Origin of the sequence: Streptococcus sp. 477, from assembly GCF_013277295.1 — a bacterium.
GTDB lineage: Bacteria > Bacillota > Bacilli > Lactobacillales > Streptococcaceae > Streptococcus > Streptococcus pseudopneumoniae.
Window position 1 is genome coordinate 15974 of sequence record NZ_VMMQ01000027.1, and the last position, 13328, is coordinate 29301.

Annotated in this window: 12 protein-coding genes; 1 reads left to right on the forward strand and 11 read right to left on the reverse strand. The window is 39.4% G+C overall.

The features are described from left to right. Positions 1 to 89: 89 nt before the first annotated feature. Positions 90 to 989 (reverse strand): SPFH domain-containing protein, encoded by a 900-nt coding sequence (locus tag HT691_RS04430; RefSeq protein ID WP_000963957.1) that lies wholly within the window; start codon positions 987 to 989, stop codon positions 90 to 92. Positions 990 to 1230: 241 nt separating this feature from the next. Between HT691_RS04430 and HT691_RS04435 the strand changes: the two genes are divergently transcribed. After that, positions 1231 to 2088, forward strand: coding sequence for a 5'-nucleotidase, lipoprotein e(P4) family (locus HT691_RS04435; RefSeq protein WP_000833516.1), 858 nt, complete (start codon positions 1231 to 1233; stop codon positions 2086 to 2088). A gap of 1084 nt (positions 2089 to 3172) precedes the next feature. Here HT691_RS04435 and HT691_RS04440 read toward each other — a convergent pair. The 10 genes from HT691_RS04440 to HT691_RS04485 all read right to left on the reverse strand — a co-directional run bounded on the left by HT691_RS04440 (position 3173) and on the right by HT691_RS04485 (position 13130). Continuing rightward, positions 3173 to 4138 carry a DUF3644 domain-containing protein gene (locus HT691_RS04440; protein WP_000793783.1) on the reverse strand — a complete coding sequence of 322 codons (966 nt, stop codon included), beginning with the start codon at positions 4136 to 4138 and terminating at the stop codon, positions 3173 to 3175. 924 nt (positions 4139 to 5062) lie between these two features. After that, positions 5063 to 6568, reverse strand: coding sequence for a zinc ABC transporter substrate-binding lipoprotein AdcA (gene adcA, locus HT691_RS04445; protein ID WP_000724077.1), 1506 nt, complete (start codon positions 6566 to 6568; stop codon positions 5063 to 5065). A gap of 9 nt (positions 6569 to 6577) precedes the next feature. Continuing rightward, positions 6578 to 7384: a metal ABC transporter permease gene (locus HT691_RS04450; RefSeq protein WP_000950038.1), complete on the reverse strand. Its 807-nt coding sequence runs from the start codon at positions 7382 to 7384 to the stop codon at positions 6578 to 6580. Continuing rightward, positions 7377 to 8081: a metal ABC transporter ATP-binding protein gene (locus tag HT691_RS04455; protein ID WP_023934246.1), complete on the reverse strand. Its 705-nt coding sequence runs from the start codon at positions 8079 to 8081 to the stop codon at positions 7377 to 7379. The genes HT691_RS04450 and HT691_RS04455 overlap by 8 nt, the downstream gene beginning before the upstream one ends. Then, complete coding sequence (gene adcR, locus HT691_RS04460) at positions 8081 to 8521, reverse strand: zinc-dependent transcriptional regulator AdcR (RefSeq protein ID WP_023934248.1); 441 nt, start codon at positions 8519 to 8521, stop codon at positions 8081 to 8083. The genes HT691_RS04455 and adcR overlap by 1 nt, the downstream gene beginning before the upstream one ends. A gap of 151 nt (positions 8522 to 8672) precedes the next feature. Then, positions 8673 to 9941 (reverse strand): D-alanyl-lipoteichoic acid biosynthesis protein DltD, encoded by a 1269-nt coding sequence (gene dltD, locus HT691_RS04465; protein WP_138705895.1) that lies wholly within the window; start codon positions 9939 to 9941, stop codon positions 8673 to 8675. Then, positions 9934 to 10173 carry a D-alanine--poly(phosphoribitol) ligase subunit DltC gene (gene dltC, locus HT691_RS04470; RefSeq protein WP_000351967.1) on the reverse strand — a complete coding sequence of 80 codons (240 nt, stop codon included), beginning with the start codon at positions 10171 to 10173 and terminating at the stop codon, positions 9934 to 9936. The genes dltD and dltC overlap by 8 nt, the downstream gene beginning before the upstream one ends. A gap of 13 nt (positions 10174 to 10186) precedes the next feature. Next, positions 10187 to 11431, reverse strand: coding sequence for a D-alanyl-lipoteichoic acid biosynthesis protein DltB (gene dltB, locus HT691_RS04475; protein WP_138705896.1), 1245 nt, complete (start codon positions 11429 to 11431; stop codon positions 10187 to 10189). Continuing rightward, entirely contained in the window at positions 11428 to 12978 is a 1551-nt protein-coding gene (gene dltA / locus HT691_RS04480; RefSeq protein WP_023934254.1) for a D-alanine--poly(phosphoribitol) ligase subunit DltA, read from the reverse strand. Before dltA ends, dltB begins: the two co-directional genes overlap by 4 nt. A gap of 20 nt (positions 12979 to 12998) precedes the next feature. Beyond that, positions 12999 to 13130: a teichoic acid D-Ala incorporation-associated protein DltX gene (locus HT691_RS04485; protein WP_000813667.1), complete on the reverse strand. Its 132-nt coding sequence runs from the start codon at positions 13128 to 13130 to the stop codon at positions 12999 to 13001. Between the last annotated feature and the right edge of the window lie 198 nt (positions 13131 to 13328).

Consider the following 13328-nt stretch of genomic DNA (forward strand, 5'->3'; position numbering starts at 1 on the left):
TTTCATTGAGTATAAATGTATATCAATATTTTTTGTTTTTCTTAATAAACGCAATGCAAAAAGAGCCTGTTGCCAAGCTCTTTAGTCTATTATTTCTTCTCAGCGCGAAGAGCTGACAAGATTTGTGTACGGATATCATCCACACCATTTGGAGTATTTGGTAAAAAGATGGTTTGATTTCCTTTAGAGGCAAAGGTGTTCAAGGTATCCAAATACTGGTTGGTCAAAAGGATGGACATGATTTGTTCTTCTGTCATGCCAACATTGGCTTCCTTGAGTTCGGTGATAGATTCTGCCAATCCATCCACAATCGCCTTACGTTGTTGGGCAATCCCCACACCATGAAGGCGGTCTTTTTCTGCTTCGGCTTCAGCTGCAGTGACAATTTTAATCTTATCGGCTTCTGCCAATTCTTGCGCTGCGACCCGTTTGCGTTGCGCCGCATTGATTTCATTCATGGATTGCTTAACTTCTGCATCTGGCTCCACCTTAGTAATCAAGGTTTTCACGATAATGTAGCCGTAAGTGGTCATTTCTTCTGCTACTTGGTGTTGAACTTCAAGGGCAATCTCATCTTTTTTCTCAAACAATTCGTCCAAGGTTAATTTGGGAACAGAAGAGCGAAGAGCATCTTCGATATAAGATTTAATCTGAGATTCTGGACGCATGAGTTTATAGTAGGCATCTGTCACGCTCTGCTCATTGACACGGTACTGAGTCGCTACATTCATCATCACGAACACATTGTCCTTGGTCTTGGTCTCAACCACAATATCACTTTGCAGCAAGCGCAACTGAATGCGTGCTGCAATCGAGTCAATCCCAAAAGGCAAGCGAATATGAATACCGCTGTTGGAAACCTTTTGGTATTTCCCAAAGCGTTCAATAATCGCCACCGACTGCTGACGAACCACATAAACTGTACTCAGTGTGACTATCACCAATAGGAGCACACAAACAATCAGAAAAATCATGAAAAATATTGCCATAATGGAACCTCCACAAGTATTTTTCTAGTATTATATCACATTTAAAGAAGGCTGTGCCGTTTTTACTGCGATTTTTCCTGAAATGTCAATAATTAGAGGTGAAACTGCATTTCAAGTTAGTAATCTCTTTTTTTCACTGCATTAACTTCTATAGAATCTTCATCCATAGTCAGAGAATGACTTGCCTTAACTTTTCTCTCGTGCTATACTATTTATGAAATTAATGAATAGGAGATATTTCATGAAATCAGCAAAAACTACTGTTACAATCCTTTCTGCACTTGCATCTGTCGTCTTATTATCTAGTTGTGCAACAAAGTCTACAGAAACACAGACAAGCAATAAGAGCTCATCTGATAATCAGATTACAATGACATATGACCAACTACGGTCAAGAGAAAATACTATGTCAACCCTTTGGTATCAAAAATCAGCTGAAACCAAAGCCTTGTATCTACAAGGTTATAATGTTGCCACAGATCGTCTAAAGGAATTACTGAAAACAGAATCAGACAAGCCTTATTCAATCATTTTGGACTTAGATGAAACAGTCTTAGATAATAGTCCTTATCAAGTTCAAAATATCAAAGACGGAACAGCATTCACACCTGAAAATTGGGATATTTGGGTTCAAAAAGCTGCAGCAAAAGCCGTCCCAGGAGCCAAGACGTTTCTTCAATTTGCCAATCAAAACGGCATCCAAATTTACTATATTTCTGACCGCTCAGTTAATCAAATAGATGCTACGATTAAAAATCTAGAAAACGAAGGAATCCCTGTACAAGGGCGTGATCACCTCATGCTCTTAGAAAGTGGTGTAAAATCCAAAGAAGGGCGTCGCCAAGCAGTTCAAGAGAAAACTAATCTAGTATTACTATTTGGTGATAACCTCGTAGACTTTGCAGATTTTTCGAAGATTTCTGAATCTGACCGTGATAAACAACTTGAAGAATTGCAAAAAGAATTCGGTGAAAAATTCATCATCTTCCCAAATCCAATGTACGGATCATGGGAAACAGCTGTCTACGCTGGCAATAAATTGGATGCTAAAGGTCAAGTGGAAGAACGCCAAAAGGCTTTGCAAGGTTTTAATAAATAAAACAAATAAGCTGATTCTATATAAACTAAGGTTAACTTACAATCTTCAAAAAGTGGATAGGAAGGAATTCTGATAATCAGAAAACTTTCCTATCCACTTTTTTAATTGATATAACATCAAGCTTTTATACATCTGATACTATACGTTTTTCTGATTTTAAAGACTTTGTCGCCTAGACCCTATATTTCAAGCATTAAGTGACCTTGATGATATAAATTTATTGTGGTATACTATTTTTGTCATCGGTTACCGATTACGTTCCTATGGGTTCGTGAGAGGAGGTGAAACTAATGAGCCTTATCATAGAGCTCGCTCTTACTATTATAGCGGATGTTATAGCTGGAATTATCTTGTATTTCGTCTGCAGATGGCTAGATAGTAAGGAGTAGACCGAGTGACTAGCCTATAAACACCCGTTAAATCGCTAAGATACGTCAAAAAAGCCCTTAACTACGGCAATAGTTAGGGGCTTTGGTGTTCTAATGAACCTTATCAATTAACTATATTCTAGCATATAATCTACAATAGTTCAAGCATTAAGTGACCTTGATGATCTAAATTTAGTGTGGTATAATACTTTTGTCATCGGTTACCGATTACGTTCCTATGGGTTCGTGAGAGGAGGTGAAACTAATGAGCCTTATCCCAGAGCTCGCTCTTACTATTATAGCAGACGTCATAGCTGGAATCATCTTGTATTTCGTTTGCAAATGGCTAGATGGTAAGAAGTAGACCGACTGACTAGCCTATCAACACCCGTTAAATCGCTAAGATACGTCAAAAAAGCCCTTAACTATGGCACTAGTTAGGGGATTTGGTGTTCTAATGAACCTTATCCATTAACTACATTCTAGCATATAAGCCCAGATATTTCAAGAGTTTTATTTATTATTTAAAGTTCCTTAGTTCTGAAAGGTATTTGATTTTTCATCAATTCATTTAAAAATACTATACAAATTTCTTTACATTTTCCATAAGTGTGATATAATGAACTCAATAAGATAACTTGTGAAGGATAAACGCTGGGTCCCAGAATGGGGTAGACTGAAAGGTTGAGCATTCCTATGTGCCTGGGGTTATCTTTTTATTTTGATTTTTTAAGGCTCTCTACAAAGTTTAGAGGGTCTTTTTCTATTTCTGTAATGATAAAGTCAACAAATTGCTGTGAATAGGTATAGTGCTCAGACTTACCTATTTTATGGCAATATGCAAATTTCTCGTCAGTTTTTATTGAATAGAAATCAATGATTAAGGTTAGAACATATTGATTGAAACCAGATTTATAATTTAATTTGATATTCTTCTTGTTTAATCGATCATTTACAACTGAGATGATATTCCCGTATGAATATTTGTGAGTCTCTGATGGATCTTTTAAATCTTTTACTATTGCTACTTGAGAGGGAGATTGATTTGCAATTGAGACAACGAAGTCAGCTTCAGACTTTTTCTTTGTGATGTATAGGTTTTGTTTTACACCGATTGCAAATTTATCTGAATTATACTCAGAAACAAGAACATCTATAGCATTTGCTTGCTGAATAAACTTTTCTGCAATTTCCGCTGGGTATTTTAGTCTGATTTGTTCATTTGTCAGAGGCTCATAACTTGCTGATATAGTTAGGAAATTTTGTGCAATGGTCTCAGTGATGTCTCTACCATGAAATCTCTGAAGTTCATTGACATAGTTAAGTACACACGCTTGAAATAGTGGAGCGTACTTTAGTTCGTAATCCTCTGTAATATAATGTGTGCTGATATTTCTAAGCTCAATAATACGCTCCAGATTTAGTCGAATTCGTGTACTATCATCGGAATAAATTTTCTTGATAACATTTTCAAGGCTGAGAGTTCTATCTGGATTATCCTTAAAATAGATTGATAGATTTCTATTTAGCATTTCAGACTTCAACATCAACTCCCAAGCATTACATATGAAAAAACTGAATCCTTCAATACGATATTTGATTGTAGGCTTGTTGTAAATTTCCAGCCCCATAATAAAGGCCTCAACACTTTTATCAACAAGTCGTTGACTTAAATTTTTCATATTTTTCTTCCCTCCAATCTAACTATTAAGCAATCTTTTTAATAAAAACAGTTGCTTTTTATTTTTTTCTTATTCATTTGTCAAATTTGCCGTTTTTTACAGTTTAGTTTATAAAGTCGGATTTCCCTTCCTCCATAATTTTCTTTTATAAAACATCAAACCCTTAACTGACATCTGATTACTAAACAGGTAACTTACGAAAAATACGCAGACATATCAGAATTACAAGAGAATTTCTAATATCACTATATCGCTTCTTTTATTAAAGACTAACTTTTTTGTTAAAATGTTTATACTCAACAAAAATCAAAGAGCAAATTAGAAAACTAGGATTATATATTCCTGTAGAATATACCAAAACACCCCTTAACTATCGCACTAGTTAAGGGATTTGGTGTTCTAATGAACCTTGCCTATCGATTTTATTCTAACATACAGGTCCAGATATTTCAAGAGTTTTATTTATTATTTAAAGTTCCTTAGTTCTGAAAGGTATTTGATTTTTCATCAATTCATTTAAAAATACTATACAAATTTCTTACATTTTCCATAAGTGTGATATAATGGACTCAATAAGATAACTTGTGAAGGATAAACGCTGGGTCCCAGAATGGGGTAGACTGAAAGGTTGAGCATTCCTATGTGCTGGGGGGTATCTTTTTATTTTGATTTTTTAAGGCTCTCTACAAAGTTTAGAGGGTCTTTTTCTATTCCTGTAGAATATACCAAAACACCCCTTAACTATGGCAGTAGTTAGGGGCTTTGGTGTTCTAATGAACCTTATCCGATAAAATTATTCTAACATACAGATCCAGATATTTCAAGAGTTTTATTTATTTTTTAAAGTTCTGGAAAGGTCTATAATGAAGTTAGCCATCTAGTATCAAAAAACCAACTAGCTCCTATGAACTAGTCGGTTTCTAATCAATGTGCCAACATTTCTTGGGCGATTTCTTGTCCAGATAGGTTATCTGGGTAGTAGGTTGGCCAGTTATCCATTTCTTCAAAGAGGGCTTCTTGGCTGGTGCCTCCAAAGAAGATATGGAAATGTTCTGCCTTAACTGGGGCGATATTGTGGTCACTAAACTGAACATACTTGAACTGTCCAGCGTCCGCATCTGTCGCTTCAAAGAGGAAGCGCACACCACGATTACCTTTCTTGTAAGTTAAGATTTTCTTTCCAACATACTTATAAGTATATTTCTTACTTTGTCCACCTTGAACAAATTCCATAGTGTTATCAGTAATATTAATCTTAGTCACATCTGTCTGATAGCCTTTTGTATAGTAGGCCTTGTACTCAGCCTGAGTCATCTTACCAGTCAACTTAGCCTTGTAGTCAAAGACTTGATCAAAAGTTCCATCTTCAAGGAAAGGATAAACTGATTGCCAGTTACCTGCATAGTCACTCAAGGTGCGGTCCTTGACGTCTGCATCCTCAAAGTAACCATTTTGAACTGTCTTGGTATCCTCTGCCTTTTCAGGCTCGATTGCTGGACCTTCTTGGTCCGTTGTTTGTTTCAAAGCCTTGAGGTTTTTCTCCATGATAGAGATGTAATTTTCTCCCGCCTTGGTGTCCTCTTCTGTCAGACTTTCTAAAGGATTAAGGACATCTGTTTTGACACCTGCCTCTTTTGAAAGTGTGTTAGCAAGGGCTTGTGAGGCATTTTCTTCAAAGTAGATATAGGCGATTTTATTTTTCTTGACGTACTCTGTCAATTCTGCCAGACGTGCAGCTGATGGCTCTGCATCTGGTGAGAGACCTGAGATTGATACTTGCTTGAGACCGTAGTCCAAGGCAAGGTAGTTAAAAGCTGCGTGCTGAGTCACAAAGCTCTTTTGTTTGGCTTGAGACAAGCCTTCTGCATAAGCCTTATCCAATGTTTGCAATTTTTCGATATAGGCAGATGCGTTCTTTTCAAAGGTCTCTTTTTTATCAGGATAATCTGCCGATAAGCTGTCACGGATGTGCTCTACTAGTTTAATGGCACGAACTGGTGATAACCAAACATGGGGGTCAAACTCATGGTGATGGCCTTCTTCTCCATGGTCATGGTCTCCCTCTTCTTCCTCACCACCTGGCAAGAGCAACATATCGCCTGTCGCCTTGATGGTTTTCACTTTTTTCTTATCCAAAGTATCTAGCAATTTAGGAACCCAAGTTTCCATGTTTTCATTTTCATAAACGAAGGTATCTGCATCTTGGATTTTGGCAACTGCCTTGGCAGACGGTTCGTATTCATGGGGTTCTGTACCAGCACCGATGAGGAGTTCTACATTAGCAGTATCTCCTGCGACTTGCTTGGTAAATTCATAGACAGGGTAAAAGGTTGTCACGATATTGAGTTTGCCATCTGCCTGTTTTTGATTGGAACAAGCCACTAAAAACAAGGCACATAAACTGGCTAGCAATAAGCTAATTTTTTTCATCTTAGTCTCCTATTTGATAAAACGTCTTACTAAACTAATTAGTAAGAAAACAGTTACAAAAATAATGGTAATACTTGCACTTGCAGGTGTTTCTGCATAGTAGGAAATGTAAAGTCCTGCTACCATTCCCAAAAATCCAATAGCACTGGCTAACAGCATAACCGATTTAAAGTTTTTCCCCAGACGCAGGGCAATACTAGCTGGCAAGACCATGATAGTCGATACCAGAAGAGCTCCCGCAGCAGGAATCATAAGGGCAATGGCCACCCCTGTCACCATGTTAAAAAGAATGGACATGGTACGAACTGGCAAGCCATCCACAAAGGCCGTATCCTCATCAAAGGTCAGGATATACATCGGACGAAGGAAGAGGAAGGTCAAAATCAAGACAACCGCCGCAATGACAAAGAGGGAAATGACCTGCTCTTCACTGATAGTCACGATCGAACCAAAAAGGTACTGGTCCAAACTCATAGAACTGGAGCTTTTACCCTTGCTCATGACAATCAGAGAAACAGCCAGACCTGTTGACATGAGGATAGCTGTCCCGATTTCCATAAAGCTCTTGTAAACCGTACGGAGATACTCCAGAAAGACCGCCGCAATCAAGACAATGGCAATCGTAGAAACAGTCGGAGAAATCCCCAGAACCAGACCAAAAGCTACACCCGACAGCGAGACGTGGCTAAGAGTATCACTCATCAAACTCTGACGACGCAAGATAAGGAAGGTTCCAAGAACTGGCGAGAAAAGACTCATAGCAATAACCGCCAGAAAGGCGCGTTGCATAAAGTCATAAGATAATAAACTAAGCATGGCCCACCTCCTGGTCATTCTCATGAACGTTGAAACAACGCCATGGTGAGTCTTGGTTACGGACTAGATGGATATTGCGGTCCGCATAGTCCTTAACTTCTTCAGGGTCATGGGTAATCATCAAAACAGCCTTGCCATGATGATGGGCGCTGTGGTGCATGAGTTCGTAAAATTCATTTTTACTTCCTGCATCCATCCCCGTTGTCGGCTCATCTAGGATAAACACATCTGGATCCGAAGCAAACATGCGCGCAATCACCGCTCGCTGCTTTTGTCCCCCAGATAGAGAACCCAAGCGTTTGTCTCGATGTTCCCACATGCCAACTGAGTCCAGACTAGCCTTGATATGCTCCTCATCATGAGCATTCAAGCGACGGAACCAGCCTTTTCTCGGATAGCGACCCGACTTGACAAATTCATAAACCGTACTTGGAAAACCAGCATTAAAACTGGCAATCTGCTGGGGAAGATAGGCTATTCTCAATTTATTTCCCTGAGTATTTGTCTTTGAAATGGTCACCTTTCCAATGCGTGGCTGAAGAATTCCAAGACTGGCTTTGATCAGTGTCGTCTTAGCCGCCCCATTCTCCCCCGTCAAGGTAACAAATTCCCCACTATCAACACTATAATTGATATGTTCAAGAACGGGCTCCTTATCATAATAGAAGGATAAATCCTCTACCGTAATATATCTCATTATTTGATTTCTCCTACTAAAGCAGTCAAAAACCGCTGGATCACTTTTTGTTCATTTGGAGTAAACTGAGTCGCCACTTGTTCATAGGTTAAAAGTGTATGCTCATGGTGATGATGATGCTCCTCAGCGATTGGACGAGCCAAGTCAGTCAACTGATAAAAAACCACACGCGCATCCTTAGGATCTTTAGATGTTTCCAACATCCCTTCCTTGACCAAAGACTTAATGGCCTTGGTAACTGCCGCCTGACTGACATTGAGGCGACGTGCCAATTCTGAATTTGTTAAAGATTCCTCCGACAAGAGCATGAGGATATGCTCCTGGGTATTGGTCAGAGCTACCTCGCTAGTACAATGACCTATTAAAATTTCATGCTGATTTTCTGCCTGCAAAATCACCTCATTCAAAAAAGCATCAATATCCTTCGCTAGCTGTCTCATATCTGACTCCTTTCCTTTTGAACTTCTCTTTTTTAAGAGAAAAATACTATTCTGTTGAATTTTGTTTACCAGTTAATTATATCACAAGCAAAAAAAGAGTCAAGAAAAAACGTGAAAATAGGCTTCATTCTTGAACTCTTCTGTCATTCATCTACTGAAATTCCTTGACATCTCCATCATAAGTCGCCCAATCTTTGCTGAAAAAGCGCTCATTCAGATGGTAAGCCGGAGCTGGTGTGGGATTGGATAGGAAAGGATCAACTGCCTTGTCAAAAGCTAACCAACCCAACCAACCAAGGTGGATGGTATCCTTCATAAAGAAAGGATCCCCGCCATCCTTAGAAAAATCTGCTATATTGGTAAAACCTTGACTCTCTAACTGGTAGCGAATCTTCTGCACCGTTTGTTGGTACATATCCTCTCGTAGACCAGCATAATCCATCCATTTTTTATTAACAGGTGGAATGATAAAAATCGGGTTTACCTTGGATTTAGAAAACTGGGTTAAAACTAACTGCAGGTCATTATACTCTGGCGACTTGAGATAGGTGAAGTTTTTCTGAGAATCCTTTAATTTCTTCAAATCCTTCTTAATCTGCTTATTATAGAAATCATTCTCCATTCCCAGATCATTATTGGAAGTATTCTTTTCTGCATCTGATTTGACAACATCTTCTATTGCTTGATAAGAAAACTGGTCTGGCAAGGTCTTTAAATACTTAACTACATGCTTACCATAATTAACATAGCCTCTAACTGAAAACTGTCCAAAAAAGGAAGCCTGGCGTTCATTAAACCGAGCCAATAATTCAATCGTCTCATTGTCTGCCGTCGACAATTCTTCTTTGCTTGCCAACTTCTGAACCAAATCCTTCATAGCTACGTTGGGAAACTGCTGTAGTAAGCGAGTCGCCGCATATTGGCTAGCCTGATCTCCAGATTGATGTTCCAGAAAACTGGTCAACTGGTCTCCATTAAAATACTGCTGGAAGGCTGCTGGCTCATAGCCATTTTTACTGAACCACTGAGGTGAGATAACATACACAACTTGTTTATTCTCCAGTTGTGGCAACATCTGTTGCATTCCAAAATACTGGTTAAGCGATGCAGCTCCCCTCTGTCCTAAAAGATAAGGACGGTAGGAGCGATTGTATTTCTCAGCTAATACCGCAGGATGAGCACCGTCAAAACGAAGCCATTCACTAGAGCCAAAGAAGGGAACAAAACGTGTATTTGGATCAGATAGTGCTCTGACCTTTTGACTGCGCTCCTTAAAACTATCGATAGTAGTAGCCACTGCTGAACGCTTTTCAGCTCCTAGATTATGACGCATCTCAGTAGGATAAAAGAAAATGAGCAGAAAAACCAACAAACCAGCTATCAAGACCGGTCCGAAGATCATCCATAAGCGTTTAAGCATTTTGTAGCTCCACAATGCCAGCTATGATTTTATTAGCTGTATTCCAGTCGTCGCGACCAAACTCTGTTACAGGGACACGAATGTCAAAACGGTTCTCAATCTCCACAATCAATTCAACCGTTCCCATACTATCCAAGACACCTGCATCAAAAAGATCTTCATCCATCATGTCAGAAACATCTTCCATAAACAACTCATCAATAATTTCGATAACTTCTGATTTGATATCCATATTTTATTTCCTTTTATTTTTTAAACCATAAATCATTCAAGAATCCAGAAAAGATTAAGAATGACAGCATGACGACATGGAAGGTGCCAACCATGCCAAGCAACTGAATCCAGCGATTCTCAGGTAGAGCAGGCTTCCCTGCTTTTTTCCGTTCCTTATTGAGCGTTTTTTTCTTGCGAATCCAAGCGTCATTGATAACCAGTCCAATCCCATGAAAGAGTCCATAGGCGATATAGTACCAGGTCACACCGTGCCAAAATCCCATAATCAGCATATTTACAATATAGGCCACACTTGAGGTTACATTACGATTTTTAAAGACCTTCTTTCTGGTTAACACCATGACCATTCGCATAAAGACAAAGTCACGGAACCAGAAGGACAGACTCATATGCCAGCGATTCCAAAATTCCTTTAAATCCCTTGATAAAAAAGGTTTGTTAAAGTTGATAGGGCTACGAATTCCCATCAAATTTGAAATGGCTAAAGCAAACATAGAATAACCTGCAAAGTCAAAGAAGAGTTCCAGACCAAATGTATACATAACTGCCAAGGCATAGAGGTTAAAGAAGCCACCTGACTGCAAGGCTAGATTCTTCAAAGGAGGCAACAAGGTTTCTCCTAAAACATGAGCTAGGATAAACTTGTACAAAAAGCCCCACATGATATAGCGAACAGATTCATCCAGCATATCCATCAACTCATCCCGCTCAGGAATGGCCTGATAATTTTCATTAAATCGCTTAAAGCGATCGATTGGACCACTTGAAAAAGTCGGCATGAAGAGAAGGAAACGGAGGAATTCCCAGAGGGTAAAATCCTTAATCACTCCATCTCTCAGCTCGATGATAATCCCAACCGAACGAAAGGTCAGATAAGAAATTCCCAAAAATCCAAGCAAAGACTGCGTTCCATTGATAGCTGGTTGCACCTTGACAAAGATAATCGGAAGTAGGGACAGAAAACTAACTAAGTAGAAGACCCACTTGCCATCCTTGCTTTTTCGATAATGCTTGTAGAAAAGCAGGAGCAATATTTCCCAGCAAAGGTAAATACCCAAGGCAATCAACTGATTGGTCTTCCCACCTACCAACATGGTGACGATAAAGAAGAGGCTAACCAGCACTTCATACCAGGCAAAGCGTTTCTTGAAAAAGAGACCGATAAAGATGGGCAAGGTTGCAGCAATCACATAGACAAAATACTGAGGATTTCCGTATGGCTCTAAATGAGGAAGCTGTTGAAAGAACTCCATCATCTCTTATTCACCTCGTTAATCAATCCTTTGATGTCAATTTTTCCATTTGGAGTCAGTGGCAAACTGTCTCGATAAAGGAATTTAGACGGCATCATGTAGGACATCATAATATCTGTCAAGTCTTCCTTAATTGCCTTGGTAATATCGATATCACGCTCAAACTGCTCACGAACACCATCTTTTAAGATGACATAGGCCAATAGATTTTGCACCTTGTGGTCTTTATTATAACGTGGCACAGCTACAGCAGACTCAATATAGCGAGACTTATTAAGATTTTGAGAGACATCTTCTAGCTCAATGCGGTAACCGTTGAACTTAATCTGGAAGTCCATGCGTCCACCGTAGAGAAGCAAGCCCTCATCTGTCATGGTTCCCACATCACCTGTGTGATAGGCTGGCAGTCCTTCAAATTCAAAGAAGGCTTCCCCTGTTTTTTCAGGATTGTTCATATAACCTTTTGAAACAGCTGGTCCAGAAACAATGATTTCTCCCTGTTGACCATTTGGCAATTTATTGCCGTCCTCGTCAATGATAAAGGTTGGAGAATCAGCCTTGGTATAGCCGATTGGTAGGCGTTTGAGAGTCGCCAACATCTCGTCTGTCACAGCAACAGCTGACAATGCTACTGTCGCTTCTGTTGGGCCGTAGGCATTGATAATACGGGCATTTGGGAATCGCTCACGCAGTTTTTGCGCTGTTTTGACCGTCAATTCTTCACCATCAAAGTAGAAATGCGTGATGCCAGGCATTTTCTCACTATTAAAGTCTTCTGATAACATGGCCATATCCGCAAAGGATGGTGTTGAAGTCCAGATAGCGATTGGCAATGAAAAGATAGCCGCAAAAAGTTGCTTAAAGTCCTGAGTAATGGCTGAAGGGAGGGCAAAAAGTGTACCACCCAGTGCCAAGGTCGGTGCCCAGTACATGACAGACAGATCAAAAGAATAAGGTGGCTGGGCCAGCATTTGCGGACGACTTGGCGTCGCAAATTCCTTATCTGTAATCATCCAGTTGGTAAAGCTGAGGAGGTTATCATGGGAAATCTGCACTCCCTTAGGCTTACCAGTCGTACCAGAAGTAAAGATAATGTAGTAGTTATCATCGCCCTTGACTGGATGCGTGATTTCATAGTTATTCCCTTGAGCAAAGGCCTCTTGAACCTGAGCTAGAGTCATCATTGGTGTAGAAACCTGCTTCAAGGGAAAGTCTGAGATGGCAATAATCAAGCTTGGCTCTGCTATTTCTAAAATAGCCGAAACTCGCTCCAAGGCCGAATGGCTATCAATTGGAATGTAGGCATGACCTGACTTAGTCAGCGCTACAAAGGTTGCCAACATTTCATATTCTTGGCCACCAAAAACAACCACAGGAGACTTCTCAGGCAAGCCTAGTTGGTCAATGACTGCAGCCAAACTATCCGAATCAGCCTTTAAATCGCCATAAGTGTGTTCCTGCCCCAAAACATTATAGACAGGATAGCTAGGCTGTGTCTGAGCAAAATGCTCAATGGTTTCAATCATATCTACTATTGGTTTATTTGACACAATAGGAATTCTCCTTCAAGTTAAAATTCATTATAGATAAAGCTTCCTTGACCCTGACCAAGATAGCTAAAGAAGTAAAGCAGCCCTAGAAAGATAAGAAAATACAAGGCTGTCCGACCAAGAAAAAGGTACAATTCTTTTCTCTGTTTCATCAAGAAAAACCATTCATTTCTGTAATTTTTCGCTAAAATAAGAGTGATTCTTACTATAGTATTTTTCTACTATTGTACCACTTTATAGACTAGTTTTTCAATTGTTTACCGTACATTTTCACTAGATTTCAGCTTATTTTAAGGATTATGCGCTTTTTCTATGTATATTTTATACTGGACTAAAATCAAAAAACATCT

Excerpts from the sequence above, each read along its gene's own strand:
- HT691_RS04450 (WP_000950038.1), bottom strand. The coding sequence starts at position 7,384 with ATGCTTAGTTTATTATCTTATGACTTTATGCAACGCGCCTTTCTGGCG.
- dltC (WP_000351967.1), bottom strand. The coding sequence starts at position 10,173 with ATGGATATCAAATCAGAAGTTATCGAAATTATTGATGAGTTGTTTATG.
- HT691_RS04435 (WP_000833516.1), top strand. The coding sequence starts at position 1,231 with ATGAAATCAGCAAAAACTACTGTTACAATCCTTTCTGCACTTGCATCT.
- HT691_RS04455 (WP_023934246.1), bottom strand. The coding sequence starts at position 8,081 with ATGAGATATATTACGGTAGAGGATTTATCCTTCTATTATGATAAGGAG.
- HT691_RS04440 (WP_000793783.1), bottom strand. The coding sequence starts at position 4,138 with ATGAAAAATTTAAGTCAACGACTTGTTGATAAAAGTGTTGAGGCCTTT.
- adcA (WP_000724077.1), bottom strand. The coding sequence starts at position 6,568 with ATGAAAAAAATTAGCTTATTGCTAGCCAGTTTATGTGCCTTGTTTTTA.
- dltD (WP_138705895.1), bottom strand. The coding sequence starts at position 9,941 with ATGCTTAAACGCTTATGGATGATCTTCGGACCGGTCTTGATAGCTGGT.
- adcR (WP_023934248.1), bottom strand. The coding sequence starts at position 8,521 with ATGAGACAGCTAGCGAAGGATATTGATGCTTTTTTGAATGAGGTGATT.
- HT691_RS04485 (WP_000813667.1), bottom strand. The coding sequence starts at position 13,130 with ATGAAACAGAGAAAAGAATTGTACCTTTTTCTTGGTCGGACAGCCTTG.
- dltB (WP_138705896.1), bottom strand. The coding sequence starts at position 11,431 with ATGATGGAGTTCTTTCAACAGCTTCCTCATTTAGAGCCATACGGAAAT.
- HT691_RS04430 (WP_000963957.1), bottom strand. The coding sequence starts at position 989 with ATGGCAATATTTTTCATGATTTTTCTGATTGTTTGTGTGCTCCTATTG.